The organism is uncultured Acidovorax sp. (assembly GCF_964021665.1).
GTDB lineage: Bacteria > Pseudomonadota > Gammaproteobacteria > Burkholderiales > Burkholderiaceae_C > Acidovorax > Acidovorax temperans.
On sequence record NZ_CAXIAK010000036.1, the window covers coordinates 1 to 25,228 of the forward strand.

At 64.3% G+C, this 25,228-nt stretch carries 25 protein-coding genes; 12 read left to right on the forward strand and 13 right to left on the reverse strand.

What is annotated here, in order from left to right:
* The 4 genes from AADJ04_RS09650 to AADJ04_RS09665 form a co-directional block, all read right to left on the reverse strand.
* Positions 1 to 94, reverse strand: a 94-nt coding sequence (locus AADJ04_RS09650; RefSeq protein WP_341239503.1) for an alpha-E domain-containing protein, incomplete at its 3' end; no start/stop codon positions are given.
* Positions 88 to 246, reverse strand: a complete 159-nt coding sequence (locus AADJ04_RS09655) for an alpha-E domain-containing protein (protein WP_341239479.1) — start codon at positions 244 to 246, stop codon at positions 88 to 90. The genes AADJ04_RS09655 and AADJ04_RS09650, both read right to left, overlap by 7 nt.
* Complete coding sequence (locus AADJ04_RS09660; protein WP_341239480.1) at positions 243 to 1,700, reverse strand: circularly permuted type 2 ATP-grasp protein; 1,458 nt, start codon at positions 1,698 to 1,700, stop codon at positions 243 to 245. Before AADJ04_RS09660 ends, AADJ04_RS09655 begins: the two co-directional genes overlap by 4 nt.
* Positions 1,701 to 1,787: 87 nt before the next feature.
* Positions 1,788 to 4,292, reverse strand: coding sequence for a DNA internalization-related competence protein ComEC/Rec2 (locus AADJ04_RS09665; RefSeq protein ID WP_341239481.1), 2,505 nt, complete (start codon positions 4,290 to 4,292; stop codon positions 1,788 to 1,790).
* A 285-nt stretch (positions 4,293 to 4,577) separates the two neighbouring features.
* On the opposite strand from AADJ04_RS09665, the gene AADJ04_RS09670 reads away from it, so the two are divergent.
* A complete protein-coding gene (locus AADJ04_RS09670) occupies positions 4,578 to 5,036 on the forward strand; it encodes a RidA family protein (RefSeq protein WP_341239482.1) in 459 nt (152 codons plus the stop codon).
* Positions 5,037 to 5,107: 71 nt separating this feature from the next.
* On the opposite strand, the gene parC is transcribed toward AADJ04_RS09670, so the two are convergent.
* From parC to AADJ04_RS09685, 3 genes are read right to left on the reverse strand one after another with little or no spacing between them, the layout of a single operon-like run.
* Entirely contained in the window at positions 5,108 to 7,465 is a 2,358-nt protein-coding gene (gene parC, locus AADJ04_RS09675; RefSeq protein WP_341239483.1) for a DNA topoisomerase IV subunit A, read from the reverse strand.
* Positions 7,466 to 7,475: 10 nt separating this feature from the next.
* Entirely contained in the window at positions 7,476 to 8,321 is an 846-nt protein-coding gene (locus AADJ04_RS09680) for a lytic transglycosylase domain-containing protein (RefSeq protein ID WP_341239484.1), read from the reverse strand.
* 33 nt (positions 8,322 to 8,354) lie between these two features.
* Positions 8,355 to 10,337 (reverse strand): DNA topoisomerase IV subunit B, encoded by a 1,983-nt coding sequence (locus AADJ04_RS09685; RefSeq protein WP_341239485.1) that lies wholly within the window; start codon positions 10,335 to 10,337, stop codon positions 8,355 to 8,357.
* 127 nt (positions 10,338 to 10,464) lie between these two features.
* On the opposite strand from AADJ04_RS09685, the gene AADJ04_RS09690 reads away from it, so the two are divergent.
* The 6 genes from AADJ04_RS09690 to AADJ04_RS09715 all read left to right on the forward strand — a co-directional run bounded on the left by AADJ04_RS09690 (position 10,465) and on the right by AADJ04_RS09715 (position 15,427).
* A complete protein-coding gene (locus AADJ04_RS09690) occupies positions 10,465 to 11,682 on the forward strand; it encodes an MFS transporter (RefSeq protein WP_341239486.1) in 1,218 nt (405 codons plus the stop codon).
* Positions 11,683 to 11,702: 20 nt separating this feature from the next.
* A complete protein-coding gene (locus tag AADJ04_RS09695; RefSeq protein ID WP_341239487.1) occupies positions 11,703 to 11,858 on the forward strand; it encodes a hypothetical protein in 156 nt (51 codons plus the stop codon).
* A 71-nt stretch (positions 11,859 to 11,929) separates the two neighbouring features.
* A complete protein-coding gene (locus tag AADJ04_RS09700; protein ID WP_341239488.1) occupies positions 11,930 to 12,484 on the forward strand; it encodes a class I SAM-dependent methyltransferase in 555 nt (184 codons plus the stop codon).
* A 30-nt stretch (positions 12,485 to 12,514) separates the two neighbouring features.
* Positions 12,515 to 13,411, forward strand: coding sequence for a 4-hydroxy-tetrahydrodipicolinate synthase (gene dapA, locus AADJ04_RS09705; protein WP_341239489.1), 897 nt, complete (start codon positions 12,515 to 12,517; stop codon positions 13,409 to 13,411).
* 36 nt (positions 13,412 to 13,447) lie between these two features.
* Positions 13,448 to 14,545 (forward strand): outer membrane protein assembly factor BamC, encoded by a 1,098-nt coding sequence (bamC, locus tag AADJ04_RS09710; protein ID WP_341239490.1) that lies wholly within the window; start codon positions 13,448 to 13,450, stop codon positions 14,543 to 14,545.
* Positions 14,546 to 14,638: 93 nt separating this feature from the next.
* A complete protein-coding gene (locus AADJ04_RS09715; RefSeq protein ID WP_341239491.1) occupies positions 14,639 to 15,427 on the forward strand; it encodes an MBL fold metallo-hydrolase in 789 nt (262 codons plus the stop codon).
* 166 nt (positions 15,428 to 15,593) lie between these two features.
* Here AADJ04_RS09715 and AADJ04_RS09720 read toward each other — a convergent pair whose 3' ends face one another.
* The 3 genes from AADJ04_RS09720 to AADJ04_RS09730 all read right to left on the reverse strand — a co-directional run bounded on the left by AADJ04_RS09720 (position 15,594) and on the right by AADJ04_RS09730 (position 17,756).
* On the reverse strand, positions 15,594 to 15,851 hold the full coding sequence (locus tag AADJ04_RS09720) for a hypothetical protein (RefSeq protein ID WP_066785041.1): 258 nt from the start codon (positions 15,849 to 15,851) through the stop codon (positions 15,594 to 15,596).
* A gap of 250 nt (positions 15,852 to 16,101) precedes the next feature.
* Positions 16,102 to 16,620: a hypothetical protein gene (locus AADJ04_RS09725; RefSeq protein WP_341239492.1), complete on the reverse strand. Its 519-nt coding sequence runs from the start codon at positions 16,618 to 16,620 to the stop codon at positions 16,102 to 16,104.
* Positions 16,617 to 17,756, reverse strand: a complete 1,140-nt coding sequence (locus AADJ04_RS09730) for a cupin domain-containing protein (protein ID WP_341239493.1) — start codon at positions 17,754 to 17,756, stop codon at positions 16,617 to 16,619. The genes AADJ04_RS09725 and AADJ04_RS09730 overlap by 4 nt, the downstream gene beginning before the upstream one ends.
* A gap of 55 nt (positions 17,757 to 17,811) precedes the next feature.
* Here AADJ04_RS09730 and AADJ04_RS09735 point away from each other — a divergent pair, with 55 nt between their 5' ends.
* Positions 17,812 to 18,336 (forward strand): FKBP-type peptidyl-prolyl cis-trans isomerase, encoded by a 525-nt coding sequence (locus AADJ04_RS09735; RefSeq protein ID WP_044401469.1) that lies wholly within the window; start codon positions 17,812 to 17,814, stop codon positions 18,334 to 18,336.
* A gap of 79 nt (positions 18,337 to 18,415) precedes the next feature.
* Here the strand turns inward: AADJ04_RS09735 and AADJ04_RS09740 are convergent, their stop codons facing one another.
* The 3 genes from AADJ04_RS09740 to coaBC form a co-directional block, all read right to left on the reverse strand.
* The gene (locus tag AADJ04_RS09740) at positions 18,416 to 18,922 is read right to left on the reverse strand and encodes a glycine zipper 2TM domain-containing protein (protein ID WP_341239494.1); all 507 of its coding nucleotides are present in this window, start codon (positions 18,920 to 18,922) and stop codon (positions 18,416 to 18,418) included.
* A 207-nt stretch (positions 18,923 to 19,129) separates the two neighbouring features.
* Positions 19,130 to 19,576 (reverse strand): dUTP diphosphatase, encoded by a 447-nt coding sequence (gene dut / locus AADJ04_RS09745; protein ID WP_198846203.1) that lies wholly within the window; start codon positions 19,574 to 19,576, stop codon positions 19,130 to 19,132.
* A gap of 111 nt (positions 19,577 to 19,687) precedes the next feature.
* The gene (gene coaBC, locus AADJ04_RS09750) at positions 19,688 to 20,902 is read right to left on the reverse strand and encodes a bifunctional phosphopantothenoylcysteine decarboxylase/phosphopantothenate--cysteine ligase CoaBC (protein WP_044401459.1); all 1,215 of its coding nucleotides are present in this window, start codon (positions 20,900 to 20,902) and stop codon (positions 19,688 to 19,690) included.
* Between the two features lie 103 nt (positions 20,903 to 21,005).
* Between coaBC and AADJ04_RS09755 the strand changes: the two genes are divergently transcribed.
* The 4 genes from AADJ04_RS09755 (at position 21,006) to eno (ending at position 25,199) form a co-directional block, all read left to right on the forward strand.
* Positions 21,006 to 22,664: a CTP synthase gene (locus AADJ04_RS09755; RefSeq protein ID WP_288482025.1), complete on the forward strand. Its 1,659-nt coding sequence runs from the start codon at positions 21,006 to 21,008 to the stop codon at positions 22,662 to 22,664.
* 11 nt (positions 22,665 to 22,675) lie between these two features.
* On the forward strand, positions 22,676 to 23,533 hold the full coding sequence (gene kdsA / locus AADJ04_RS09760; RefSeq protein ID WP_273624747.1) for a 3-deoxy-8-phosphooctulonate synthase: 858 nt from the start codon (positions 22,676 to 22,678) through the stop codon (positions 23,531 to 23,533).
* Positions 23,534 to 23,537: 4 nt separating this feature from the next.
* Positions 23,538 to 23,828, forward strand: a complete 291-nt coding sequence (locus AADJ04_RS09765; RefSeq protein ID WP_288482021.1) for a DUF1330 domain-containing protein — start codon at positions 23,538 to 23,540, stop codon at positions 23,826 to 23,828.
* An 84-nt stretch (positions 23,829 to 23,912) separates the two neighbouring features.
* Positions 23,913 to 25,199, forward strand: a complete 1,287-nt coding sequence (eno, locus tag AADJ04_RS09770; RefSeq protein WP_341239495.1) for a phosphopyruvate hydratase — start codon at positions 23,913 to 23,915, stop codon at positions 25,197 to 25,199.
* The last annotated feature ends 29 nt before the right edge of the window (positions 25,200 to 25,228 follow it).

Sequence of the window (25,228 nt, forward strand, 5' to 3'; positions counted from 1 at the left end):
GGTGTTGTGTTGAAAGCGCGCCTACGGCTCGCTTTACTGCCCGCTCGGTGTAGCGGGACATCCAGAACAGATGGTCGGCGGTGCGGCTCAGCATGCGGCCTCCTTGATCGAAGAGGGCAGAGAACCCCGCACGTGCTGCGCACGCACTCGGTGTTGTGTTGAAAGCGCGCCTACGGCTCGCTTTACTGCCCGCTCGGTGTAGCGAGACATCCAGAACCAATGGTCAGCGGTACGGCTCAGCATCATTCAGTCCCTCCATTTCCCAGCACCCAGGTGTCTTTGGTGCCCCCACCCTGCGATGAATTGACCACCAGCGAGCCCTCTTGCAAGGCCACGCGGGTCAGGCCACCGGCCACCATCTGCACTTCGCGGCCGCTCAGCACAAAGGGGCGCAGGTCGATGTGGCGCGGGGCAATGCCACTTTCCACATAGGTGGGGCAGCTCGACAGGCTGAGTGTGGGCTGGGCGATGTAGCCCGCCGGGTTGGCCAGCAGCGCGCGGCGGAAGTCTTCGATCTCGGCCTGCGTGGCGGCAGGGCCGATGAGCATGCCGTAGCCACCCGCACCGTGCACCTCCTTGACCACCAGGTCTTTGAGGTTTGCCAGCACGTACTGCAGGTCGTCAGGCTTGCGGCACATCCAGGTAGGCACGTTCTTCAGGATGGGTTCCTGGCCCAGGTAGAAGCGGATCATCTCGGGCACATAGGGGTAGACCGATTTGTCGTCGGCCACGCCCGTGCCCACAGCGTTGCAGATGGCCACGTTGCCTGCGCGGTACGCCTCCATCAGGCCATGGCAGCCCAGCGTGGAGTTGGGGCGGAACACCTGCGGATCGAGGAAGTCATCGTCCACGCGGCGGTAGATCACGTCCACCCGCTGCAGGCCACGCGTGGTGCGCATGTAAACGAAATTGTCGCGCACCACCAGGTCTTGCCCTTCCACCAGCTCCACGCCCATCTGCTGGGCGAGGAAGGCATGCTCGAAGTACGCGCTGTTGTGCATGCCGGGCGTGAGCACCACCACCGTGGGGTCGTCCGCCGTGGCAGGGGCGCTGGCGCGCAGGGTGTCCAGCAACAGGTCGGGGTAGTGGGCCACGGGCGCCACCTTGTGCAGGCTGAACAGCTCGGGGAAGAGCCGCATCATCATCTTGCGGTTTTCCAGCATGTAGCTCACGCCGCTGGGCACGCGCAGGTTGTCTTCCAGCACGTAGTACTCGCCCTGGCCCTGCGCGTCGGGCGCGCGCACGATGTCGATGCCCGCAATATGCGCGTAGATGTTCTGCGGCACCTGCACGCCCGCCATCTCGGGGCGGTACTGCGCGTTGTTGAGGATCAGGTCGGCCGGCACCACGCCAGCGCGCAGGATGTCTTGACCGTGATAAACGTCGTGGATGAAGCGGTTGAGCGCGGTGACCCGCTGCACCAGCCCCTGCTGCATGCGGCTCCACTCGTGCGCGGGGATGATGCGGGGGATGAGGTCAAACGGGATGAGCCGCTCGTTGCCTGCCCCGCTTTCGTCCTTGGCGCCATACACGGCAAAGGTGATGCCCACACGCCGGAAGATCATCTCGGCTTCGGCCCGGCGATCCTGCATCACCCCAGGGGGTTGCTGCGCCAGCCAGTGCGCATAGCGCTTGTAGTGTTCGCGCACGTCACTGCCATCAAAGGGCAGCATGGCGTACATCTCGTCAAATTTCTGCATGGACGGGCCTCCTGCAGTCAGGATAGCAAGTTACGCGCCCGCCTTGGGCCTGGGCTGCGCAAAAGCAGCACAAACCCTGACAAGGTCTCAAGGCGCGGTGTGCTGCCAATAGCGCCGCCCCGTGTCCCGCTCGCAGGCCACCGTGTCGGGGTAGGCAGAAGACCAGGTCGCCGCGCCGCAGCGGGCCGACTCCACCACGGGCACCTGGCGCTGGGCGTAGCGCTGCAACACCTCGGGTGCAGGGTGGCCAAAGCGGTTGCGGTAGCCCGCCTGCACCAAGGCGGTGCGCGGCTGTACGGCGTCCAGAAACGCGGGGCTGGACGAGGTCTTGCTGCCATGGTGCGGAACCAGCAGCACGTCGGCTTTGACCGGAGCGGAGCGGGCCAGCAGGGCTTGCTCCTGCGCGGCTTCGATGTCCCCCACCAGCAGCGCTACGGCCTGCGCGTGCGGGCCGCCTTCCGCGCTGGCCACGCGCAACACGCAGCTTGCCGTGTTGGGGCGGGCCGGGTGGTCGGGCTCGGCGCCCGTGGGGTGCAGCACCTCAAAAGCCACGCCGTCCCACACCCAGCGCTGCCCTGCCACGCACGGCGTGGCGGGGCGCAAGGCCTGCAGCGCATGCTCGGCTTCGATCGATCCCGTCAACGCTGCACCCGGTTGCTGGGCCAGCACGGCCGCTGCGCCACCGGTGTGGTCGGCGTCGCGGTGGCTGAGCATGAGCACGTCCACCCGTTCGCCCAGCGCCCGCAGCAGGGGCACCAGCACGCGGTGGCCCGCATCACTTTCGCGGCTGAAGCGGGGGCCTGCGTCGTACAGCAAGGTGCGCGTGGCCGTGCGCACCAGCACGGCATTGCCCTGGCCAATGTCAGGCGCCAGCAGCTCAAACTGGCCCGGCGCGGGCCTAGGCGCCTGCCAGCACAGCAAGGGCACCAACAGCGGCACAGACCACAAGCGCAACTGCCACGGCAGGCGCATGGCCAGCAAGCCGCCGCCCAACAAGGCCAGCACCCCGGCCCACAACGGTGCTGCGGGCAAAAACACCACCGCCCAGGGCCAACTGGCCAGCCACTGCAGCCCCGCCGCCAGGGGCTGCAAAGCCCACGCCGCCAGCGACCACAATGGCGCCCACACCACCCCGGCCAGCGCCAGGGGCGTGACCACCAGCGTGACCCACGGTATGGCCAGCAAGTTGGCCGCAAACCCCACCAGCGACACCTGGCCAAACAGCAGCAGGCTCAGCGGCGTGAGCGCCAGCGTCACCACCCACTGCTCACGCAATAATGCATAAAAATGGCCTCTAGCGCCTTTAGGATAAGCGTCAGCAGCTACAGAATCAGTAGCAAACAACACCCCCACGGCCACAAAGCTCAGCCAGAACCCGGCCTGCCACAGCGCCCAGGGGTCGGTCAGCACCACGGCAGCGCAGGCCAGCAGCCACACCTGCGGCCAGGGCCAGCGGCGGCCGCTGAGCTGCAGGGCCGCCACCACCGCCAGCATGGTCACCGTGCGCTGCGCGGGCACACCCCAGCCGCTGAACAACGCGTAGCCGCCTGCCAGCACCACGCCACACGCCAGGGCCGCCGTGGGCGCTGGCACCGCCATGCACAACCGGGCCGAACGTCGCCACAGCAGTCGCACCAGGGCAGCGGCCAGCCAGGCAAACAAGGTGATGTGCAGGCCAGAAATGCTCATCAGGTGCGCGACGCCTGTGGCGCGGAAGATGTCCCAATCTGCACGGTCGATGGCCCGCTGGTCGCCCGTGACCAGGGCGGCCACCACCCCGGCCACGCGCGCGGCAGAAGCGTCTTCGCCTGGTGCCGGGCTGCTGGTCAGACGCAGAAAGATGGCGTCGCGCACCGACTGGCGCCATTGCTCCACCGGGTGCTGCCAGGTGGTACCCAAACGCTCCGGGGGCTGGTCTTTGGGGCCAGCGCGCACATAGCCCGTGGCCTGCACGCCCTGCTCCCACAGCCACAGTTCGTAGTCAAAGCCGTGCGGGTTGCGCAGCCCGTGGGGCGCTTTCAGGCGCACGGTCATGCGCCAGCGTTCTCCTGCGCGCAGCTCGGGCGGCTGGCGCTGCAAATCGACCAGGCCCTGGGCGTCACGCAGCACGCCGCCGTACCAGGACACATCAATCAACGGAGGCACCTGGGGCGCCGTGCCCGGGCGCTCGGGGGCGCGGGCGCGGCCCGCATCGGGCGCGGCATCCGCCCAATCGGCAGACTCCACCTGCAAGCGCAGGCGCACCCCGGCCTCGGTGCGCTGGGGCATGGCTGCCACCACGGCGGTGATGCGCACGTCCTGCCCCTCCATCGCCGCAGGCAGGCCCTGCCGGGCAAACCCACTGGCTCGCAAGCCACACAGGGCAAAGGCGGCAACCGCCGCCCAGGCCAGCGTGGCCACCCACCCCCAGGCCCGCCACCAGCGCCGCCCCGCAATGTTCTGACCCAGCCAGCGCCTGCGCAGCGGTGGGTAGCACAGCACGCAGGCTCCCACCACGCCCATCGCCGCCAAGGCACTGCCGTACGCCCACATCGCCCACAGCTCGGGTTGCCACAGCTGCAGCGCGGAGCCCGCCAATACACCGCACAACATGGCAGGCAAAGGCCACAGTCTGCGAACACCGCCATCGCCCCCATGCACACCAGGCGCTGGACGAGCGCCCTCCCCGCCCCCTGGGCGGGAAGCAGGAGAGTGGCTATTAGAGGGGCTTATGCCAAACATGGGCTGATGCTAATGCGCCGTTGCAACGCCCCAAGCACCGCCGATGCAGCACCGGCTGTGTAACACTTGGCGCCGCAACACCGTGCGGGCCCGGCCAGCGCTTTTTGGAGGCGCGGGCGCCCGCGCTTTCCCTCGCACTTCAACCCAAGGAAAACCATGAGCGTTTACGACAAGCTGAGCGAACTCAACATCACCCTGCCCCCCGTGTCCGTGCCTGCGGCCGCCTATGTGCCATATGTGCAAACGGGCAACCTGGTGTTCCTATCCGGCCACATCGCCCGCAAGGATGGCAAGCCCTGGGCCGCGCAGTTCGGCAAGAACATCACCACCGAAGAAGGCAAGCTGGCCGCGCGCGCCGTGGCCATCGACCTGCTGGGCACGCTGCACGCCGCCACAGGTGGTGACCTCAACCGCGTCAAGCGCATCGTCAAGGTGATGAGCCTGGTGAACTCCACCGGCGACTTCACCGAGCAGCACCTGGTGACCAACGGCCCCAGCGAGCTGCTGGGCCAGGTGTTTGGCGACAAGGGCGTGCACGCCCGCAGCGCCTTCGGCGTGGCCCAGATCCCCATGGGCGCTTGCGTGGAGATTGAGCTGATCGCCGAGCTGGCCTGATCCGGTCGCTCCACAAAAAAAGCCAACCGTTGCCGGTTGGCTTTTTTGTTTGGGTGCTGCGCGCAGCAGCATCACTCCACGCGGGTAACGGCGTTGGGCTTGAAGCCCAGGTCCGCCGCCTTGCCCTTGCGGCCGCGTGCGGCGCGGGCGTTGTTCAAGCTGCGGATCTCCAGCGTCTCATCGCGCACCTTGCCGCCCCGGCCAATGCCATCGAGGCGAATGCTGCGCGTGTAGGCCGCAGCGCCTGCAAGCTGGTCCTTGTCTTCCAGGTCGATCAGCATCAGGCCCCGGCCGCCGTTGGCCATGGTTTTCAGCTCGGTGATCTCGAACGTGAGGATGCGCCCACCCACCGACGCGCAGGCCACATGTGTGGCCGGCAGCAGCGGCTTGCTGCCCGTGGTGCCCGCTGCGTGCGAAGGCACGCACACCGTTTCGCCTTCGCCCAGCGAGATGAAGGCCTTGCCGCCCTTTTGGCGCGAAACCATGTTCTCCACCGCCGCCAAAAAGCCGTAGCCGCCCGAGCTGGACAGCAGCAGCGTGGCGTTGGCCGGGCCTGCAAAGTAGTGCAGCAACTGCGTGCCGGCTTCCAGCTCAATCAGCGTGGTCACCGGTTGACCGTCGCCCCGCGCGCCCGGCAGCAGCGACACGGCCACCGAGTACACACGGCCGTTGCTGCCAAAGGCCAGCAAGGTATCGACCGTGCGACATTCAAACGTGCCATACAGCCCGTCGCCCGCCTTGAAGGCAAAGCTGGCCGCCTCATGCCCATGGCCGGTGCGGGCGCGTACCCAGCCCTTTTGCGAGACGACCACGGTGACGGGCTCGTCCACCACCTTGACTTCGGCCACGGCCTTTTTCTCGGCCTGGATGAGGGTGCGGCGCGCGTCGGCAAAGGTCTTGGCGTCGGCCTCGATCTCTTTGACCATGGTGCGGCGCAGCGAGCCGGGGTTGTTCAGGATGTCTTCGAGCTTGCCCTGGCTTTCGCGCAGCTCTTTCAGCTCTTGCTCGATCTTGATGGCTTCGAGCCGTGCCAGTTGGCGCAGGCGGATTTCGAGGATGTCTTCGGCCTGGCGGTCGCTCAAATTGAAGCGTGCAATCAGCGCCGCCTTGGGCTCGTCGCTGTGGCGGATGATCGCAATCACCTCGTCGATGTTGAGCAGCACGGTCTGCCGCCCTTCGAGGATATGGATGCGATCCAGCACCTTGTTCAGCCGGTGCTGGCTGCGGCGGGTGATGGTGGTCTGGCGGAAGGCGATCCACTCTTCCAGCATCTGGCGCAGCGACTTCTGCACCGGCTTGCCATCGAGCCCCACCATGGTGAGGTTGATGGGCGCCGAGGTCTCCAGGCTGGTGTGGGCCAGCAGTGCCGTGATCAGCTCTTGCTGCGGAGTCTTGCCGGTTTTGGGCTCGAACACCAGGCGCACGGGTGCGTCTTTGCTCGATTCGTCACGCACCACGTCCAGCACCGCCAGCATGCTGGCCTTGAGTTGCGTCTGCTCCTGCGTCAGCGCCTTCTTGCCCGCCTTGACCTTGGGGTTGGTGATTTCTTCAATCTCTTCCAGCACGCGCTGGGTGCTGACGCCGGGCGGCAGCTCGGTCACCACCAGTTGCCACTGGCCACGCGCCATGTCTTCGATCTTCCAGCGCGCGCGCACCTTCAGGCTGCCGCGCCCCGTGCGGTAGGCGTCGGCAATGTCGCCGGGGCTGCTGATGATCTGGCCGCCGCCGGGGTAGTCCGGGCCGGGCACAATGGCCAGCAGCTCTTCCTGGCTCAGCGTGGGCGTCTTGATGAGCGCCACACACGCATCGGCAATCTCGCGCAGGTTGTGGCTGGGGATTTCGGTGGCCAGCCCCACGGCAATGCCGCTGGCGCCGTTGAGCAGCGCAAATGGCAAGCGTGCGGGCAGTTGGCGCGGCTCTTCCGTGCTGCCGTCGTAGTTGGGCATGAAATCCACGGTGCCTTCGTCGATTTCATCGAGCAGCAGGCTGGTGATGCGGGACAGGCGCGCTTCGGTGTAGCGCATGGCCGCAGCGCCGTCGCCGTCGCGGCTGCCAAAGTTGCCCTGGCCGTCGATCAGCGGGTAGCGCTGGGCAAAGTCCTGCGCCATGCGCACCAGCGCGTCGTAGGCCGACTGGTCGCCATGCGGATGGAAGCGGCCCAGCACATCGCCCACCACACGAGCGCTCTTGACGGGCTTGGCCGCCGCGCTGCGCGTGGGGCCGCTGTAGCCCAGGCCCATGCGGTCCATCGAATACAGAATGCGCCGCTGCACGGGCTTGAGGCCGTCGCACACATCGGGCAGCGCACGGCCTTTGACGACCGACAACGCGTATTCCAGATAGGCGCGCTGGGCGTAGCCCGCCAGGCCCAGGGAGTCGCCGCCGTCATCGCCAGCGGTGGTGAAATCTAAAGTGGGTTGGTCGCTCATTCGTTAGCGCTCATTCATTCGGAATCGTCGGTAGAGGTTCGTTGCTGGTGCGGCTGTGCGCCACCACGGTGTCGGGCGGCAGGTTGCCGCGGTTGTGGGCGCCGCCCTGCAGTTGCATGCGCACCCGCCCAGGAGCCGCGCGATGGGCCTGCACCGGCGCCGGGGGTTTGAGCTGGTGGTACAGCGCCAGCACGGTGCGCACGTAGTTCTGGGTTTCCTTGAAGGCCGGAATCTGGTTACCCGCCCGCTGCACCGCGCCCTCGCCCGCGTTGTAGGCCGCCAAGGCCAGATCCATGCGGCCAGGGAACAGGTCCAGCAAATAACGCAGGTAGCGTGTGCCTGCAGGCACGTTCACGGCGGGGTCGGTCAGCTTTTGTTCCAGAGAGCGCTTGGCATCGGCCCGCACGCCAAAGCGGCTGGCCGTGGCGGGCATGAGCTGCATCAGGCCCACCGCGCCCTTGGGCGATACGGCCTGCGCGTCAAAGCCCGACTCGGTGGCGATCAGCGCCTGCAGCAACTCGTAGTCCACCGCCTGCTGCTCCGACGCGGCCCGCAGGTGGTGCTTGATGCTTTTGTAGCCCGGGGCAATGTCAAAAAACGCCAGCAGGCGCGCACCCGCGCTGGGCATGCCATGGGGCGTGGCGGGTGCATTCGCAGGCATGTCGCGGGTCGAGTCGAATTCGGCGCCTCGGAAAAAAAGCTGATACCGGGCATCGAGCTGCTCGGCCGCAAAGTGCGTCACCCCGCGCTCGTCCACATGCGCCCACAGGTCAGCGTGGGCCTGCTGCTGCAAAAAGCAGAGCAACAAACCTAGTATGGACGAGCGCAAGAGACTAATTTTGCTTAATAACGTCATAGCAAACAGCGAGGGCAACTGCGGCTCAGCCCGTCAGATATCGATCTCGACCGCATCGCCATGCAGTTCCATCAGCTCACGGCGCGCAGCAGCTTCGCCCTTGCCCATGAGCTTGGTGATGAGCCCCTCGGTGGCTGCAAAGTCCACACCACCCAATTGCACGGGCAGCAGGCGGCGGGTGTCGGGGTTGAGCGTGGTTTCCCACAGCTGCTCGGCGTTCATCTCGCCCAGGCCCTTGAAGCGGCTGATCTGGCATTTCTCGCGCGGCACGCCTTCCTTGGCGCATTTGTCGAGGATGGCATTGAGCTCACCATCGTCCAGCGCATACATCTTGGCCGCAGGCTTTTTGCCGCGCGCGGGTACGTCCACGCGGAACAGCGGGGGGCGCGCCACGTAGATGTGCCCTGCTTCAATGAGCTTGGGAAAGTGACGGAAGAACAGCGTGAGCAGCAGCACCTGGATGTGCGAGCCGTCCACGTCCGCATCGCTCAAGATGCAAATCTTGCCGTAGCGCAGGCCGCTCAAATCGGGGGTGTCATTGGGCCCATGCGGATCCACACCGATGGCGACCGAGATGTCGTGGATTTCGTTGTTGGCAAACAGGCGGTCACGCTCCACCTCCCAGGTGTTGAGCACCTTGCCGCGCAGCGGTAGGATGGCCTGGCTTTCCTTGTCACGGCCCATCTTGGCGCTGCCGCCAGCCGAGTCGCCCTCCACCAGAAACACCTCGTTGTGGCTGGTGTCGCGGCTTTCGCAGTCGGTGAGCTTGCCAGGCAGCACGGCCACGCCCGAGCCTTTGCGCTTTTCGACCTTCTGGCCCGCCTTCTGGCGCGTCTGGGCAGCCTTGATGGCCAGCTCGGCCAGCTTCTTGCCGTATTCCACATGCTGGTTCAGCCACAGCTCCAGCGCCGGGCGCACAAAGCCGCTGACCAGGCGCACCGCGTCGCGCGAGTTCAGCCGCTCCTTGATCTGGCCCTGGAACTGCGGGTCCAGCACCTTGGCGCTCAGCACATAGCTGGCGCGCGCAAACACGTCTTCGGGCAGCAGCTTGACGCCCTTGGGGGCCAGGCTGTGCAGCTCAATAAAGCTTTTGACGGCGTTGAACAGGCCATCACGCAGGCCGCTGTCGTGCGTGCCACCCGCGCTGGTGGGAATGAGGTTGACGTAGCTCTCGCGCACCGGTGCGCCTTCTTCGGTGAAGGCCACGGCCCAGGCGGCACCTTCGCCCTCGGCAAAGCTCTCGTTGCCACTGTCGGCAAAGCCTTCGCCTTCAAACAGGGGGATGACCGGGTCGGCAGTCAGCGTCTGCGTCAGGTAGTCGCGCAGGCCACCCTTGTACTGCCAGGTCTGGGTATCACGCGTCTTCTCGTTGATGAGCGAGACGGACACGCCGGGCATCAGCACGGCCTTGCTGCGCAGCAGATGGGTCAGCTCGCCCATGGGCAGGCTGCTCGATTCAAAGTACTTGGCGTCGGGCCACACGCGCACGGTGGTGCCCTGCTTGCGCTCACCGGCCTCCAGCGGGCGGGCCACCAGCGGCTCGACCACCTCCCCGCCCGAGAACACCAGGCGTGCCACCTGCCCTTCGCGGTGGCTGGAAGCCTCCAGCCGCGTGGCCAGCGCGTTGGTCACGCTCACGCCCACGCCGTGCAGGCCGCCCGAGAAGCTGTAAGCCCCGCCCTTGCCCTTGTCGAACTTGCCACCCGCGTGCAGGCGGGTGAAGACCAGCTCGATCACCGGGGCCTTTTCTTCGGGGTGCATGCCAAACGGAATGCCCCGGCCATCGTCTTCAATGCTGACCGAGCCATCGGTGTGCAGCGTGACCTTGATCTTTTTGCCGTAGCCGGCCAGGGCCTCGTCGGCGGCGTTGTCCAGCACTTCCTGGATGATGTGCAGGGGGTTGTCGGTGCGGGTGTACATGCCCGGGCGCTGCTTGACGGGCTCCAGGCCCTTGAGCACGCGGATCGAGCCTTCGGAATATTCGCTTGCGGAAACTGAGGTAGGTTTGGCTGCCATGGCGCGGATTGTAGTGGGGCAGTGCCGCAAAGGCTGGATAAAAAACCAGTCGCGCGCCCCGTCTCTCGCACTGTATTGGTCACTGGTGTGCCAGCACAATTCGCGCAATCTGGCTACATTCCTGTGAATGCATATGAATCCTCCGAAACTATCCATGTTCCAGGTGCTGGCCTGCGGGGCTGCCATCGTCACGCTGTCCATGGGCGTGCGCCACGGATTTGGCCTGTGGCTGCAACCCATCACCCAAGAGATGGGGTGGACCCGCCAGTCGTTCGCCTTTGCGATTGCGCTGCAAAACCTGTCGTGGGGCGTGATCGGGATCTTTGCGGGCATGGCGGCCGACCGGTTTGGCGCGTTCCGCGTGCTGATGGGCGGTGCTGTTTTGTACGGCCTGGGGCTGGCGGGCATGGCGCTTTCGCCCACCCCGCTCTTGTTTGCACTCACCACCGGCCTCTTGATCGGGGCAGCGCAGGCAGGCACCACCTACGCCGTGATCTACGGCGTGCTGGGCCGGCAGATTGCGCCCGAGAGGCGCTCGTGGGCCATGGGCGTGGCCGCAGCGGCAGGCTCGTTCGGGCAGTTTCTGATGGTGCCGGTGGAAGGGTGGCTGATTGCCAGCCTGGGCTGGCAGCAGGCATTGCTGGCGCTGTCGATGGCGGTGCTGCTGATCATTCCGCTGGCGTTTGGCTTGCGTGAGCCGGGCTTTCAGGGGGCCGCCCCACCGAAGCGTGACCAGACCATTGGCCACGCCCTGCGAGAGGCATTCAGCTACCCCAGCTTCAATTTGCTGATGGCGGGCTACTTTGTGTGCGGCTTCCAGGTGGTGTTCATTGGCGTGCACATGCCCAGTTACCTCAGGGACAACGGCTTGTCGCCCCAGGTGGCCAGCTACGCACTGGCGCTGATCGGGCTGTTCAACGTGTTTGGCACCTACATCGCGGGCACCCTGGGGCAGCGCATGCCGCGGCGCTTCATCCTCTCGTTCATTTACCTGGCGCGGGCCGTGGCGATCAGCATCTTTTTGCTGGTGCCGCTGTCGCCCCTGTCGGTCTACATTTTCTCGGCCGTGATGGGTATCTTGTGGCTGTCCACGGTGCCCCCCACCAACGCCACCATTGCCCAGATTTTTGGGGTGCAGCACCTCTCGATGCTGGGCGGCTTTGTGTTCTTCAGCCACCAGCTCGGCAGCTTCATGGGCGTGTGGCTGGGCGGCTACCTGTACGACGCCACTGGCAGCTATGACATCGTCTGGTACATCGCCATTGGGCTGGGTGTGCTGGCGGGGCTGGTAAACCTGCCCATCAAGGAAGCGCCCATCCAGCGGGCACAGCCGCAAGCGGCGTGAACAACGCAGTTTTTGCCGCCATGGATTCACATCTCCCCACCACCCCACCCCGCCGCCCGTGGCTGCGCGGGCTGGGCTGGTTTGCGGCCATCGCCGCCTGCCTGGCCGTGTTTGCGATGTACACGGTGCCAGACTTCATGGTGATGGTGGCCGACAAGGTGTGGTCGTGTTTTTGATTTCAAGCATTTCTGGCCTCTAGCGCTTAATGAATAAGCGCAAGCAGCTATCAATTAAATAGCAAAACACCATGCACGGTACGGAAGCTCCCTCGGCCTGGGTCCAGCGATGGACGCATCTGATTCCACCCCACGCCACGGCGCTGGACCTGGCCTGCGGCGCAGGTCGCCACATGCGCTGGCTACAGGCCCAGGGCCTGCAAGTGACGGGCGTGGACCGCTCACCTGAGGCCATTGCCGCCTGTAGCGGACTGGGCGAGCTGATCTGCGCTGACATTGAAAACGGGCCCTGGCCTTTGCCCGGCCGACAGTTCGGGGCCGTGGTGGTCACCAACTACCTGTGGCGCCCCTTGCTGCCCGCCGTGCTGGCCAGCCTGGCGCCCGGCGGCGTTCTGATTTACGAAACCTTCGCCCAGGGGCATGAAACCGTGGGCAGACCCAGCCGGGCCGATTTTCTGCTGCGCCCCGGCGAGCTGCTGCAGGCTTTTGGCGCCCTGCGCACCGTGGCCTACGAAGACGGATACCTCGAAAACCCGGCGCGGTTTGTGCAGCGCATTGCCGCTGTGCGGGAAACACCTCACCCCGAGGCACCTGCGCGCCACAGACTGCAGCCCTTGTCTAGTTAGAATGCCCTTTTACCGTTTCCATCTGCGGACATGACCTCTTCTTCCGTGCCCCTCACCGGCAGCATCGTCGCCCTTGTGACCCCCATGCATGAGGACGGTAGCGTTGACTACCCCGCCTTGCGCAAACTGATCGACTGGCACATCGCTGAAGGCACCGATTGCATCGGCGTCGTTGGCACCACGGGCGAATCGCCCACGGTGAATGTGGAAGAGCACTGCGAAATCATTCGCGTGGCCGTGGAGCAAGCCGCCAAGCGCGTGCCCATCATGGCCGGCTGCGGTGCCAACTCCACCGCCGAAGCCATCGAACTGGCCAAGTTCGCCAAGAAGGTAGGGGCTGACACCCAACTGCAGGTGGTGCCCTACTACAACAAGCCCACGCAAGAAGGCCAATACCAGCATTTCAAGGCGATTGCCGAGGCCGTGGGTGACCTGCCCACCATCCTCTACAACGTGCCCGGCCGCTCGGTGGCCGATATGCAGCACGACACCGTGCTGCGCCTGGCCCAGGTGCCAGGCATCATCGGCATCAAGGAAGCCACCGGCAACATCGAGCGCGCCCAGTGGCTCATCCGCGAAGCCCCCAAGGGCTTCGGCATCTACTCGGGTGACGACCCCACCGCCGTCGCCCTCATGCTGTGCGGCGGCCATGGCAACGTGAGCGTGACAGCCAACGTGGCCCCCCGGCTGATGCACGAACTGTGCGTGGCTGCCATTGCAGGTGACGCGCGCCGCGCCATGGAAATCCAGTTCCAGCTGATGCCCGTGCACAAGAACCTGTTCGTGGAAGCCAACCCCATTCCCGTGAAGTGGGCGGTGGCCCGCATGGGCCTTTGCGGCGGAACCTTGCGCCTGCCCATGACTCCACTGTCCAAGAGCAACGAAGCCGTGGTCGAAGGCGCGCTGCGCAGCAGCGGCCTGCTCTGAGCCGCGAACCCTCCCCGACATTCCAAGGATTTCCGAGTGAACGCAAATACCCGCCTGGGCCTGCTGGCCCTTGTTGCTGCCCTGTCAGCCTGCTCGACCCTTGAAGGCGACAAGATCGACTACAAAAGCGCCACCAAGGGCTCGACCCTGGAAGTGCCCCCCGACCTGACCCAGCTCGCCAAAGATTCGCGCTACGCCGTGCCTGGCGGCACCGTTTCTGCAGCCGCTCTGCAGGCAGGCCAGCAAGCGGCGCAACCTACTGCCGCCAGTCAGGCTGCCGCCACATCCATAGGCGACGTACGCATCGAGCGCGATGGCAACCAGCGCTGGCTCGTGGTCAACCGTCCCGCAGAAAAGCTGTGGGAGCCCGTGCGCGAGTTCTGGCTGGAGAGCGGTTTCATCTTCACCCAGGACCAGGCCAACCTGGGCATTCTGGAAACCGACTGGGCCGAAAACCGTGCCAAGCTGCCGCAGGATGTCGTCCGTGCTACCTTGGGCAAGGTGTTCGACTCTTTGTACTCCACTGGCGAACGCGACAAGTTCCGCACCCGCCTGGAGCGCAACGCCAACGGCGGCACCGACATCTTCATCAGCCACCGCGGCATGATCGAGGTGTACACCAACACCCAAAAGGACCAGACCGTCTGGCAGCCCCGCGCGGCAGACCCCGAGCTGGAAACTGAATTTCTGCGCCGCCTGATGGTCAAGCTGGGCGTGAGCCAGGAACAATCCAAGGCGATTGCCGCCACCGCGCCTACGCAGCAAACCCCGGCAGCCCGCATTGCCACGGTGAACAACGCGCCCGTGGTGCAACTGGCTGAGAACTTTGACCGCGCCTGGCGCCGTGTGGGCCTCGCCCTGGACCGCACCGGCTTCACTGTGGAAGACCGCAACCGCAACGACGGTTTGTACTTCGTGCGCTATGTGGCGCCCAACGCCGACAAGAAAGAGCCCGGCTTCTTTGGCAAGCTCTTTGGCGGCTCGTCTGCTGCCGTTCCACCGCTGAAGTACCGCATCGCCGTGCGCAGCGAGGGCAATGCCTCCACCGTGTCCGTGCTCAACGAAGCTGGCGCCCCCGAGTCGTCCGCCAACGCAGAGCGCATTGTTCGCGTGATTGCCGACGAGTTGAAGTAACCCTCTGCCCACTCAGGCCCTGCGCCTGACGTGCCCCGCCAGCTCCCCACAGGGCTGCGGGGCTTTTTTTATGCACACAGCAAAACGTCTCCCATGCTGCGACTGAAAAACCTGGGCAGCGGCAGCGCCGGTAACGCGACCTTGATTGAAGGCAGCGACGGGCTGCGCACACGCCGCCTGCTGGTGGATTGCGGCCTGGGCGTGCGGCAGCTCGCAGCCCGGCTGGACCAGGCGGGCCTAGCCTGGAGCGACATTGCGGCCATCTTCATCACCCACGAGCACTCAGATCACATTGGCTGCGCGCGGTCTATCGCACTGAAGCATCGCATCCCCATCTGGATGAGCCACGGCACACATGCCGCCCTGGGCTCCCCGGACTTCAACGGGCTGCTGTGCATTGCTCACGACCTGGAGCCCATCGACCTGGGCTGCTGGCAAGCCACTCCCTTCACCGTACCGCACGATGCCCGCGAACCGCTGCAACTGAGAGGCACCGATGGCGCAGTGCACCTGGGCATTCTGACCGACCTGGGACACGCCAGCGAGCATGTCAAAACGCAACTGGCGGGCTGTCACACCCTGCTGGTGGAGGCCAATCATGACCCTGCCATGCTGGCGGCATCGCGCTACCCTCTGTTCCTGCAACGCCGCATTGCAGGCCCCTATGGTCACATCGCCAATACAGCGACCGCTGAGCTTTTGGCAGCGCTGAAACACCCGTCGCTAGGCCACGTGGTGGCCGCCCACCTGAGCGCCCACAACAACACACCCGCGCTGGCGCAGGAGGCCCTGGCCAGCGCGCTGGATTGGCCGCCTGAGCGCATCGGCGTGGCCCGCCAGACGGAGGGAACGCCTTGGATCTCGGTGGGAATGGCTGGATAGAAAGCAAATCCTGCTGGCAAAGCAAGCGATGACCCCAACGGCTGCCCCGTTGCAATATGAGCAACGGCATGGTGCCACCAAAAACAAAAACCCCGCTTTTTCGCAAAAGCGGGGCTTTGGGGTGGCGATGCAACCTCTCCCTGCGGAAAGGCTACCTCATCACGAATTACTTGGCTTCGGAAGCAGCGCCAGTGGCAGCGGCAGCAGCGGTGTCAGCAGCAGCCTTGGCAGCGTCAGCAGCAGGAGCGGCGGCGTCAGAAGCAGCAGGAGCAGCTTCGGAAGCAGCTGGGGCTGCAGGAGCGGCTTCAGCAGCAGGAGCGGGAGCAGCTGCGGGAGCAGGTGCTGGTGCGGGTTCTTCTTTTTTACCGCAAGCGGCCAGAGCAGCAGCAGCGATCAGAGCGGCCAGAACGACGGAGTTCTTCATTTCAAATTTCCTAGTTGGACAAACAAAAATCTTGAAAAGCCACGGCGACCGGCGCGTTGAAGCCCTGGTACGCATTGGCGCAATGCATTTGACAGTTGCACCATTTTGCGGTGCAGCCGTAAATTATATTGGCATTTAGTCAATAGTGACTAACACTGAAAAAAGGTTTACAGCAAGTTGACATAGGCGCAGACGCAACACCCTGTGGAGCGCTGGCTGCGGCGCGAGCTTACCCCAGGCTTGACGGGCATCAAAGTCCCAACGTGGTGGATGGGAAACCGGGGGAACTTTTACTGCGCAGCCATTCGTTCAGAACCTCGCGCACCAGCACTCTGCGATCGGCTTCGCCTCCCGCCACGCCAGCACATCGCACCGGATCCAGTCGCTGCATGACCCACCCAGGCGACCAGAGCACGCTGGGCAATTCCAGAGGGTCCGCCGAGGGGCTTTTGCGGCAGGTCATGATGTGATCCCAAGTGCCGCGCCACCCCACAAAACGCGCGTGCCGCCGAATAACATCGTCGTAGCTGACGGCCAGCATGGTGAAGCGCCGCCCACCTTTTGCCCAGGCCTGGAGCGACTCCACGACTGCCCGCTCCCCCAGCGGCCAATCGTGAAAGTTGGCATCGCTGATCAGAATTTCGGCCCAGCCCTCGCATGCAGCAGTGGCGAAGGCGTCGCGCACCATTTGCTGAAAAGCCTCGCGCCCAGCAAACCGCCCCTCGGGCAGGCCGGAGGGGCTGGACACAGGCAAGACGCTGGTAGTCATGGGGTAGTGGTGTCGTCCGAGCAGGCGTGCGCCCAGCCGTCACCGCACCAAATCGACAGCAACTCCAGCGCCTCGTCGCTGGCACGCTGGATGTCTTTGGAGCTGAGGTAGCGCTGGTTGGCCAGGCGGCGCATCAAGGTGGCGTCTTTGCCCCCAGCACGGTAGCTTTCGCCGTTGATGAAGATGTGCTGCGCGTCGTACATCATGCGCGTGCGGCGGTCCAGGCGCACCGCTTCAAGCATGGCGCCACCATCACTGGCTTCAAACCAGACGTTGGGCTTGGGCTCGGTCAGGTATTCACCCAGGGCGCGCTCCAAGGCCAAAGGCTGCGACAGGGCACGCTCCAGCGCCTCCTTGGCAAAGGCTTGCAGTTCGGCAGGAATCGCACCCGGCTCTGCCACCGCTTCCTGCTTGGCATCGCGGTACATCTGCACCTGCTCATCCTCCGCCGCATCCTCCGACAGGCGCACCAGCAACTCCTGAGCCAGTTCGGCACGGGCGGGCGCACGGAAGCCTATCGAGTAGGTCATGCATTCGCCCTCGGCAATCCCGTCATGAGCATAGCGAGGAGGCAGGTACAACATGTCGCCCGGCTCCAGCACAAACTCCTCCTCCGGCTCAAACTCCGCCAGCACCTTGAGAGGAATGCCTTCCTTGAGGGTCAAGTCCTTCTGGCGACCAATGCGCCAGCGACGGCGACCGTGGGCCTGCAACAAAAAGACATCGTAGCTGTCGAAATGCGGCCCTACCCCGCCACCGTCAGTGGCGTAGCTGATCATCAAATCGTCTAACCGCGCCTCTGGCACAAACCGGAACTGTTGCATCAACTGGTGCACCGCATCGTTGTGCAGATCAACCCCCTGCACCAGCAACGTCCACTCGCGCTGGCTCATTGCGGGCAAGGAGCGGCGCGCAAACGGGCCATGGCGGAGCTTCCAGCCACCCTTGATTTGTTGCACCAGGCGCGACTCCACAGATTCCTCGGCCGCCAGCGCAAACATCTCGGGACGCAGCACCGGTGGCTGGAAATTGGGAATGGCCTGGCGCACCAGCAAAGGCTTTTTGTGCCAATGGCGGCGCATGAACTGGGCTGGCGTGAGACCACCCAGCAGGGTCAAGGGTTGTTGGATATCCATGGATGAAGGCACCTGCCCCTGGCGGGGCTGTTGGTCAAACTGCGACAATTCTCCTATGGAAATTACCCAACAATGCGTGGTCGCACTGACCTGGACCCTCAAAGACACCCTTGGTGAAGAACTCGACGTGCTGGATGAGCCGGTGGAATTCCTGCTGGGCGGCAACGATTTGCTGCCCCGCATCGAAGAAGCCCTGCAAGGCCACAGCGCAGGCGCCAAGCTGTCACTGCACCTGGAACCTGAGGATGCCTTTGGCGACTTCAACGACCAGCTGCTCTTCTTGGAACCCCGCCACCTTTTCCCTGCCGAAGTGGAAGAAGGAATGACTTTTGAAGGCACGGCTTTGCCCGAAGGTTGCAACCCCGATGCACCCCGTACCGGCCTGTACACCGTGGCAGAAATTTACCCTGAACACATCGTGCTCGACGGCAACCACCCACTGGCGGGCATTGCACTGCGCCTGCAACTGAAGGTGGAGTCGGTGCGCGAAGCCACCGAAGAGGAAGTAGGCCGCGGCACGGCAGGTACCGGCTTCTTCCGCATTGAAGCCCAGGCGCCCGGCAACCAGTTGCTGCACTGAAACCCGCACAAGCCCAGCCCCGGTGGGATGAGCCCCCCGCATGAACACTACGGGGGTTCAACGCACTGGATGCGCTGGGTTATTGGCGAGAAATCTGGCCGTTGTAAAGGCGCACGCGGTCGCCAATGCGCAAATCGCCGGGCGAGCTCACGTCGTAGGCCCGGTAGCCGCCCTGATCGAGCTGGACCGAGATGCGATAGCCCTGGCCGTCGTCACCGGGGTTGTTGCGGCCCTCAATCGCGTTGCCGGCCACGGCGCCGCCAATCACACCCACGGCAGTGGCTGCTGCGCGGCCTGAGCCCTTGCCCACTTGGTTGCCCAGCACCCCGCCCACCACGGCACCCAGCACTGCGCCGGCACCCGATGTTTGCCCGCCACCGCGGCTTTGGTTATGAAGCACCTCGATATTGCTCACACGCCCGAATTCCGTGGCGTATGGGTTCTGTGAAGGCGCGGGATACGCAGGGGCTGTGCCCTGGTAGCCGCCGCCGTAATAGGGGTCGTTACGATTGCTCGCACAAGCGGTCAATGCCAACACGGCGGCAGCAGAGACGGCTGCAACGGCGGTACGGTGGAAATGGCGCATCAGTTTCTCCTTGAAGGGGTGGCAATCGGGTGCCGCGAACGCAACATGCACCCGCACGATCTAAGCACTATCCATCACACCAACGATTCAACGCCGCATCCAGTGCACGCCGACCACAGCGCAGGTCAGTAACAAGCCCTACCAAACGTAAGAAAAATCTGACATGGCGGGCTGGATCACGATGAGCCGCCCTATCGCTTTGCCACTTCAGGCAGTGCCGGTAGATCCGTAGCCGCCAGCGCCGCGCTCGGTCGCCACGAAGTCTGTCACCACGTTGAACTGGGCTTGCACTACGGGCACGATGACCATTTGTGCCAGGCGCTCCATCGGCTCGATCGTGAACGCCACATCGCTGCGATTCCAGGCACTCACCATCAACGGCCCCTGATAGTCGCTGTCGATCAAACCCACCAGGTTGCCCAAAACGATGCCATGTTTGTGGCCCAGGCCCGAGCGGGGCAGGATCAACGCGGCATAGCCAGGGTCCTTGAGGTACACCGCGATGCCCGTGGGCACCAGCTGCCACGCGTTGGGCTGCAGCGTGAGGGGCGCATCCAGGCATGCGCGCAGGTCCAGGCCGGCGCTGCCAGGGGTGGCATAGGTCGGCAGTTGCTCGGCCATGCGCGGATCAAGAATCTTGACGTCGATCTTCATGAAACAGGTTCTCTTGAGACAGTAAATGGGAGGCCTACGGCGAAAACCTTCCGCGCACCGCAGAAAGCCCTGATCTTCGCCATGGCTGGCGCACAACAAGGTGCGCCACGCTCAGCGCGGCAACCGCCGAGCTATTTCTGCGACCAGTTGTTGCGCCAGTGCGCGCTTGGAGGCATGCGGCAGTTCGCGGTGGCCCTGCTCGTCTACCAGCAGCAGGGCATTGTCGTCTTGACCAAAAGTGGCGGGGCCAATGTTGCCCACCAGCAGCGGCACACCCTTGCGCAAACGCTTCGCAGTGGCATGGGCCAGCAAATCGTGGCTTTCAGCGGCAAAGCCCACGCAGTACAACGCCCCAGACTGGGCGCGGGGCGATTGGGCCACGCGGGCCAGGATGTCGGGGTTCTCCACAAAATTCAGCGCCGGGGGCTGGCCAGAGCCATCCTTCTTGATTTTTTCGGTGGACTGGCTTGCCACGCGCCAGTCCGCAACGGCCGCAGTTGCTATAAATAGAGTAGCGCCTTGCGCTTGCCCCTCAACGGCTTCGAGCATATTTTGTGCTGATTTCACATCCAGCCTGCGTACGCCGCGGGGCGTGGGCAAATGCACAGGCCCTGCCACCAGAGTCACGTCGGCACCCGCTTCACGCGCAGCGCGGGCAATGGCAAAACCCATTTTTCCGCTCGAAAGGTTCGTGATGCCCCGCACGGGGTCGATGGCCTCGAACGTCGGGCCGGCCGTGATCAGCACTTTTTGACCTGCCAGCACCTTGGGGGCAAAAAAGGCAATCACCTCTTCCAGCAATTCGCTGGGCTCCAGCATACGCCCATCGCCGGTTTCGCCGCAGGCCTGGTCGCCGTTGCCCACACCCAGCACCGTGGCACCGTCCTGCGCCACCTGGGCCAGGTTGCGCTGGGTGGCGGGGTGCGCCCACATCTCCCGGTTCATGGCGGGCGCCAGCAGCAGGGGTACACGGTCGATGGGCCGGGCCAGGCACATCAGGCTCAGCAGCTCGTCGGCCCGGCCTTGCACCAGGCGGGCAATGAAATCAGCGCTGCACGGCGCAATCACGATGGCATCAGCCTCGCGGCTGAGGTTGATGTGCGGCATGTTATTGGGTTCGCGGGCATCCCACTGCGAACCGTACACCGTGCGGCCCGACAAGGCCTGCATGGTGACGGGCGTGATGAACTGCTCGGCGGCCTCGGTCATCACGACCTGCACAGTGGCCCCCGCCTTGATGAGCTGGCGGCAAAAATCGGCCGCCTTGTAGCAAGCCACGCCTCCACTCAGACCCAGAACAATGTGTTTGCCAGCAAGCTCATTCATGGGCGCGAATTTAGCAGACCCCAGCGCGGGCTATGCACAGGCCCGCAAGAGCGCGAAGGTAGCGCCCATCTATAATCCCAATTTCCCACCACCATAAAACGACATGACCAAATTTGTCTTCGTCACCGGCGGTGTGGTGTCTTCCCTCGGTAAGGGAATCGCCTCAGCCTCCCTTGCCGCGATCCTCGAATCGCGGGGACTCAAAGTCACCCTCATCAAGCTTGACCCCTACATCAACGTAGATCCAGGAACCATGTCCCCCTTCCAGCACGGCGAGGTCTTTGTGACCGACGACGGCGCAGAAACCGACCTGGACTTGGGCCACTACGAGCGTTTCATTGAAACGCGCATGAAGAAGTCCAACAACTTCACCACGGGCAAGATCTACCAGTCCGTGCTCGAAAAAGAGCGCCGTGGCGACTACCTGGGCAAGACCGTGCAGGTCATCCCGCACGTCACCAACGAAATCCAGGAATACATCAAGCGCGGCGCGGGCATTGGCACCGACGACGCGGTGGACGTGGCCATCTGCGAAGTGGGCGGCACCGTGGGCGACATTGAATCGCTGCCGTTCCTTGAAGCCGTGCGCCAGTTGAGCCTCAAGCTCGGCCCCAACAACTCGGCCTTCGTGCACCTGACCTACCTGCCCTGGATTGCCACGGCCGGCGAGCTCAAGACCAAGCCTACCCAGCACACCGTGCAAGAGCTGCGCAAGATCGGCATCCAGCCCGATGCGCTGCTGTGCCGCGCACAAAAGCCGGTGCCGGAAGAAGAGCGCGAAAAAATCTCGCTGTTCACCAACGTGCCCGAATGGGGCGTGATCAGCATGTGGGACGTGGACACCATCTACAAGGTGCCCCGCATGTTGCACGAGCAAGGTCTGGACGGCCTGATCTGCGACAAGCTGCGCCTGAACACCCCACCCACCAGCCTCAAGCGCTGGGATGAACTGGTGCATGAAACCGAGCACCCCCAAGGCGAAGTCACCATCGCCATGGTGGGCAAGTACGTCGATCTGTCGGACAGCTATAAGTCCGTCAACGAAGCGCTGCGCCACGCCGGCATGAAGAACCATGTGCGCGTGAAGATCGAGCACCTGGATTCCGAAACCATCGACAGCGCCAACGCCGCTGGCAAGCTGGCCAAGTACGACGCCATTCTGGTGCCCGGCGGCTTCGGCAGCCGCGGTGTGGAAGGCAAGATCAGCACCGCCCAGTTTGCCCGCGAGCACAAGGTGCCCTACCTCGGCATCTGCCTGGGCATGCAGGTGGCCACCATCGAATACGCCCGCCACGTCGCAGGGCTGGAAGGTGCCAACTCGACCGAGTTCGACCCACAGGCCAAGCACCCCGTGATCGCACTGATCACCGAGTGGAAGGATGCCGACGGCACCATCAAGACGCGCGATGCGAATTCTGACCTGGGCGGCACGATGCGTCTGGGCGCGCAATCGTCTGACGTGCAGGCCGGCACCCTGGCCCATCGCATCTATGGCGACGTGGTGACCGAGCGCCACCGCCACCGCTACGAAGCCAACGTGAACTACCTGGACCAGTTGCGCAAGGCGGGCCTGGTAATTTCGGCCCTGACGCAGCGCGAGCAGCTCACCGAAATCGTGGAACTGCCCACCACCGTGCACCCCTGGTACATCGGCGTGCAGTTCCACCCCGAGTTCAAGTCCACCCCCTGGGATGGCCACCCGCTGTTCAACGCCTTCATCAAGGCAGCGGTGGAACACCAGCAAACGACGAAAAAAGCCTGAAGGAAACGGCCATGCAACTGTGCGGATTCGACGTCGGCCTGAACCACCGGTTCTTCCTCATCGCGGGCACCTGTTCGATTGAAAGCCTGCAGATGTCACTGGACGTGGCAGGCCAGCTCAAGGAAGTCTGCACCGCGCTGGGCATTCCGCTGATTTACAAGGGCTCGTTCGACAAGGCCAACCGCTCCTCTGGCACCAGCCAGCGCGGCGTGGGGCTGGACGCGGGCCTGAAGATCCTGGACGAAGTGCGCCGCCAGTTGCATCTGCCCATCCTGACCGACGTACACGACGAATCGCAGGTCGCCCCCGTGGCCAGCGTGGTCGATGTGCTGCAAACACCCGCCTTCCTGTGCCGCCAGACGGACTTCATCCGTGCCGTGGCCCAGTCGGGCAAGCCGGTCAACATCAAGAAGGGGCAGTTCCTCGCGCCCTGGGACATGAAGAACGTCATTGACAAGGCCCGCGCTGCCGCGAACGAAGCCGGCCTGTCGGAAGACCGCTTCCTGGCCTGCGAACGCGGGGTGAGCTTTGGCTACAACAACCTTGTGGCCGACATGACCAGCCTGGCCGAGATGCGCAAGTCTGGCGCGCCCGTGGTGTTTGACGTGACCCACTCGGTGCAAAAGCCCGGCGGCCTGGGTGCCGTGAGCGGTGGCGCCCGCGACATGGTGCCCGTGCTGGCCCGCGCCGGTGTGGCCGTGGGCGTGGCAGGGTTGTTCATGGAAACCCACCCCAAGCCCGCCGAAGCCTGGTCCGACGGCCCCAACGCCGTGCCGCTCAAGCACATGAAGGCGCTGCTGGAAACCTTGGTGGCCCTCGACGACGTGACCAAGAAAAACGGATTCCTCGAAAACAACTTTGGAGCCTGACCACATGCCCAGCGGCTACATCATCGCCAACGTCCGCGTGACGAACCCTGCCCAGTACGAGGAATACAAGAAATGGTCCACTGCGGCCTTTCAGGCCCACAACGCTGAAATCTGCGTTCGCGGCGGTGCAGTGGAAGTGATGGAAGGGGACTGGGCCCCAGAGCGCGTGGTGATTGCCAAGTTCCCGAGCTTCGAGGCCGCCAAGGCCTTCTACCGCTCGCCAGAATACGGCAAGGCCCGTGCCGCCCGCGAAGGCGCAGCCATCATGCGACTGGTCTGCGTCGAAGGCCTTTGATGCTCTGATTTTGATAGCTAATGGCGCTTTCCACATAAGCGCCAGGACCCGATTTGACTTGAAACTTCTGTAAAAGGAAAAACCATGAGTGCCATCGTTGACATCGTAGGCCGCGAAGTGCTGGACAGCCGCGGCAACCCCACCGTCGAATGCGACGTGCTGCTCGAATCGGGCGTGATGGGCCGCGCCGCTGTGCCCTCGGGCGCATCTACCGGTAGCCGCGAAGCGATTGAGCTGCGCGATGGCGACAAGAGCCGCTACATGGGCAAGGGCGTGCTCAAGGCCGTGGAACACATCAACACCGAAATCAGCGAAGCCGTGCTGGGCCTGGATGCTTCCGAGCAAGCCTTCCTGGACCAGACCCTGATCGACCTGGACGGCACCGAGAACAAGAGCCGCCTGGGCGCCAACGCCATGCTGGCCGTGTCGATGGCCGTGGCCCGCGCTGCCGCCGAAGAATCCGGCCTGCCCCTGTACCGATACCTGGGCGGCATGGGCAGCATGCAATTGCCCGTGCCCATGATGAACGTCATCAACGGCGGCGCGCACGCCAACAACAGCCTGGACTTGCAAGAGTTCATGATCATCCCTGTGGGCGCCCCCACCTTCCGCGAAGCCCTGCGCTGGGGTGCGGAAGTGTTCCACGCCTTGAAGAAGATCCTGCACGACAAGGGCATCAGCACTGCCGTGGGCGACGAAGGCGGCTTTGCCCCCAGCGTGGAAAGCCACGAAGCAGCCATCCAGCTGATCCTGCAAGCCATTGAAGCCGCGGGCTACACCGCTGGCGACCAGATCGCCCTGGGCCTGGACTGCGCTGCCAGCGAGTTCTACAAGGACGGCATGTATGTGCTGGAAGGCGAAGGCGGCCTCAAGCTCACCGCCCAGCAGTGGACGGACATGCTGGCATCGTGGTGCGACAAGTACCCCATCATCAGCATCGAAGACGGCATGCACGAAGGTGACTGGGACGGCTGGAAGATCCTGACCGAGCGCCTGGGCAAGAACGTGCAGCTGGTGGGTGACGACCTGTTCGTGACCAACACCAAGATCCTGAAGGAAGGCATCGACAAGCGCATCGCCAACTCGATTCTCATCAAGATCAACCAGATCGGTACGCTGACCGAAACGTTTGCCGCCATCGAAATGGCCAAGCGCGCTGGCTACACCGCCGTGATCTCGCACCGCTCGGGCGAAACCGAAGACAGCACCATTGCCGACATCGCCGTGGGCACCAATGCAGGCCAGATCAAGACCGGCTCGCTGTCGCGCTCGGACCGCATCGCCAAGTACAACCAGCTGCTGCGCATTGAAGAAGACCTGGGCGACGTTGCCCACTACCCCGGCCGCGAAGCCTTCTACAACCTGCGTTGATGTACTGCAGGGCATGCGCCGCTGTGCGA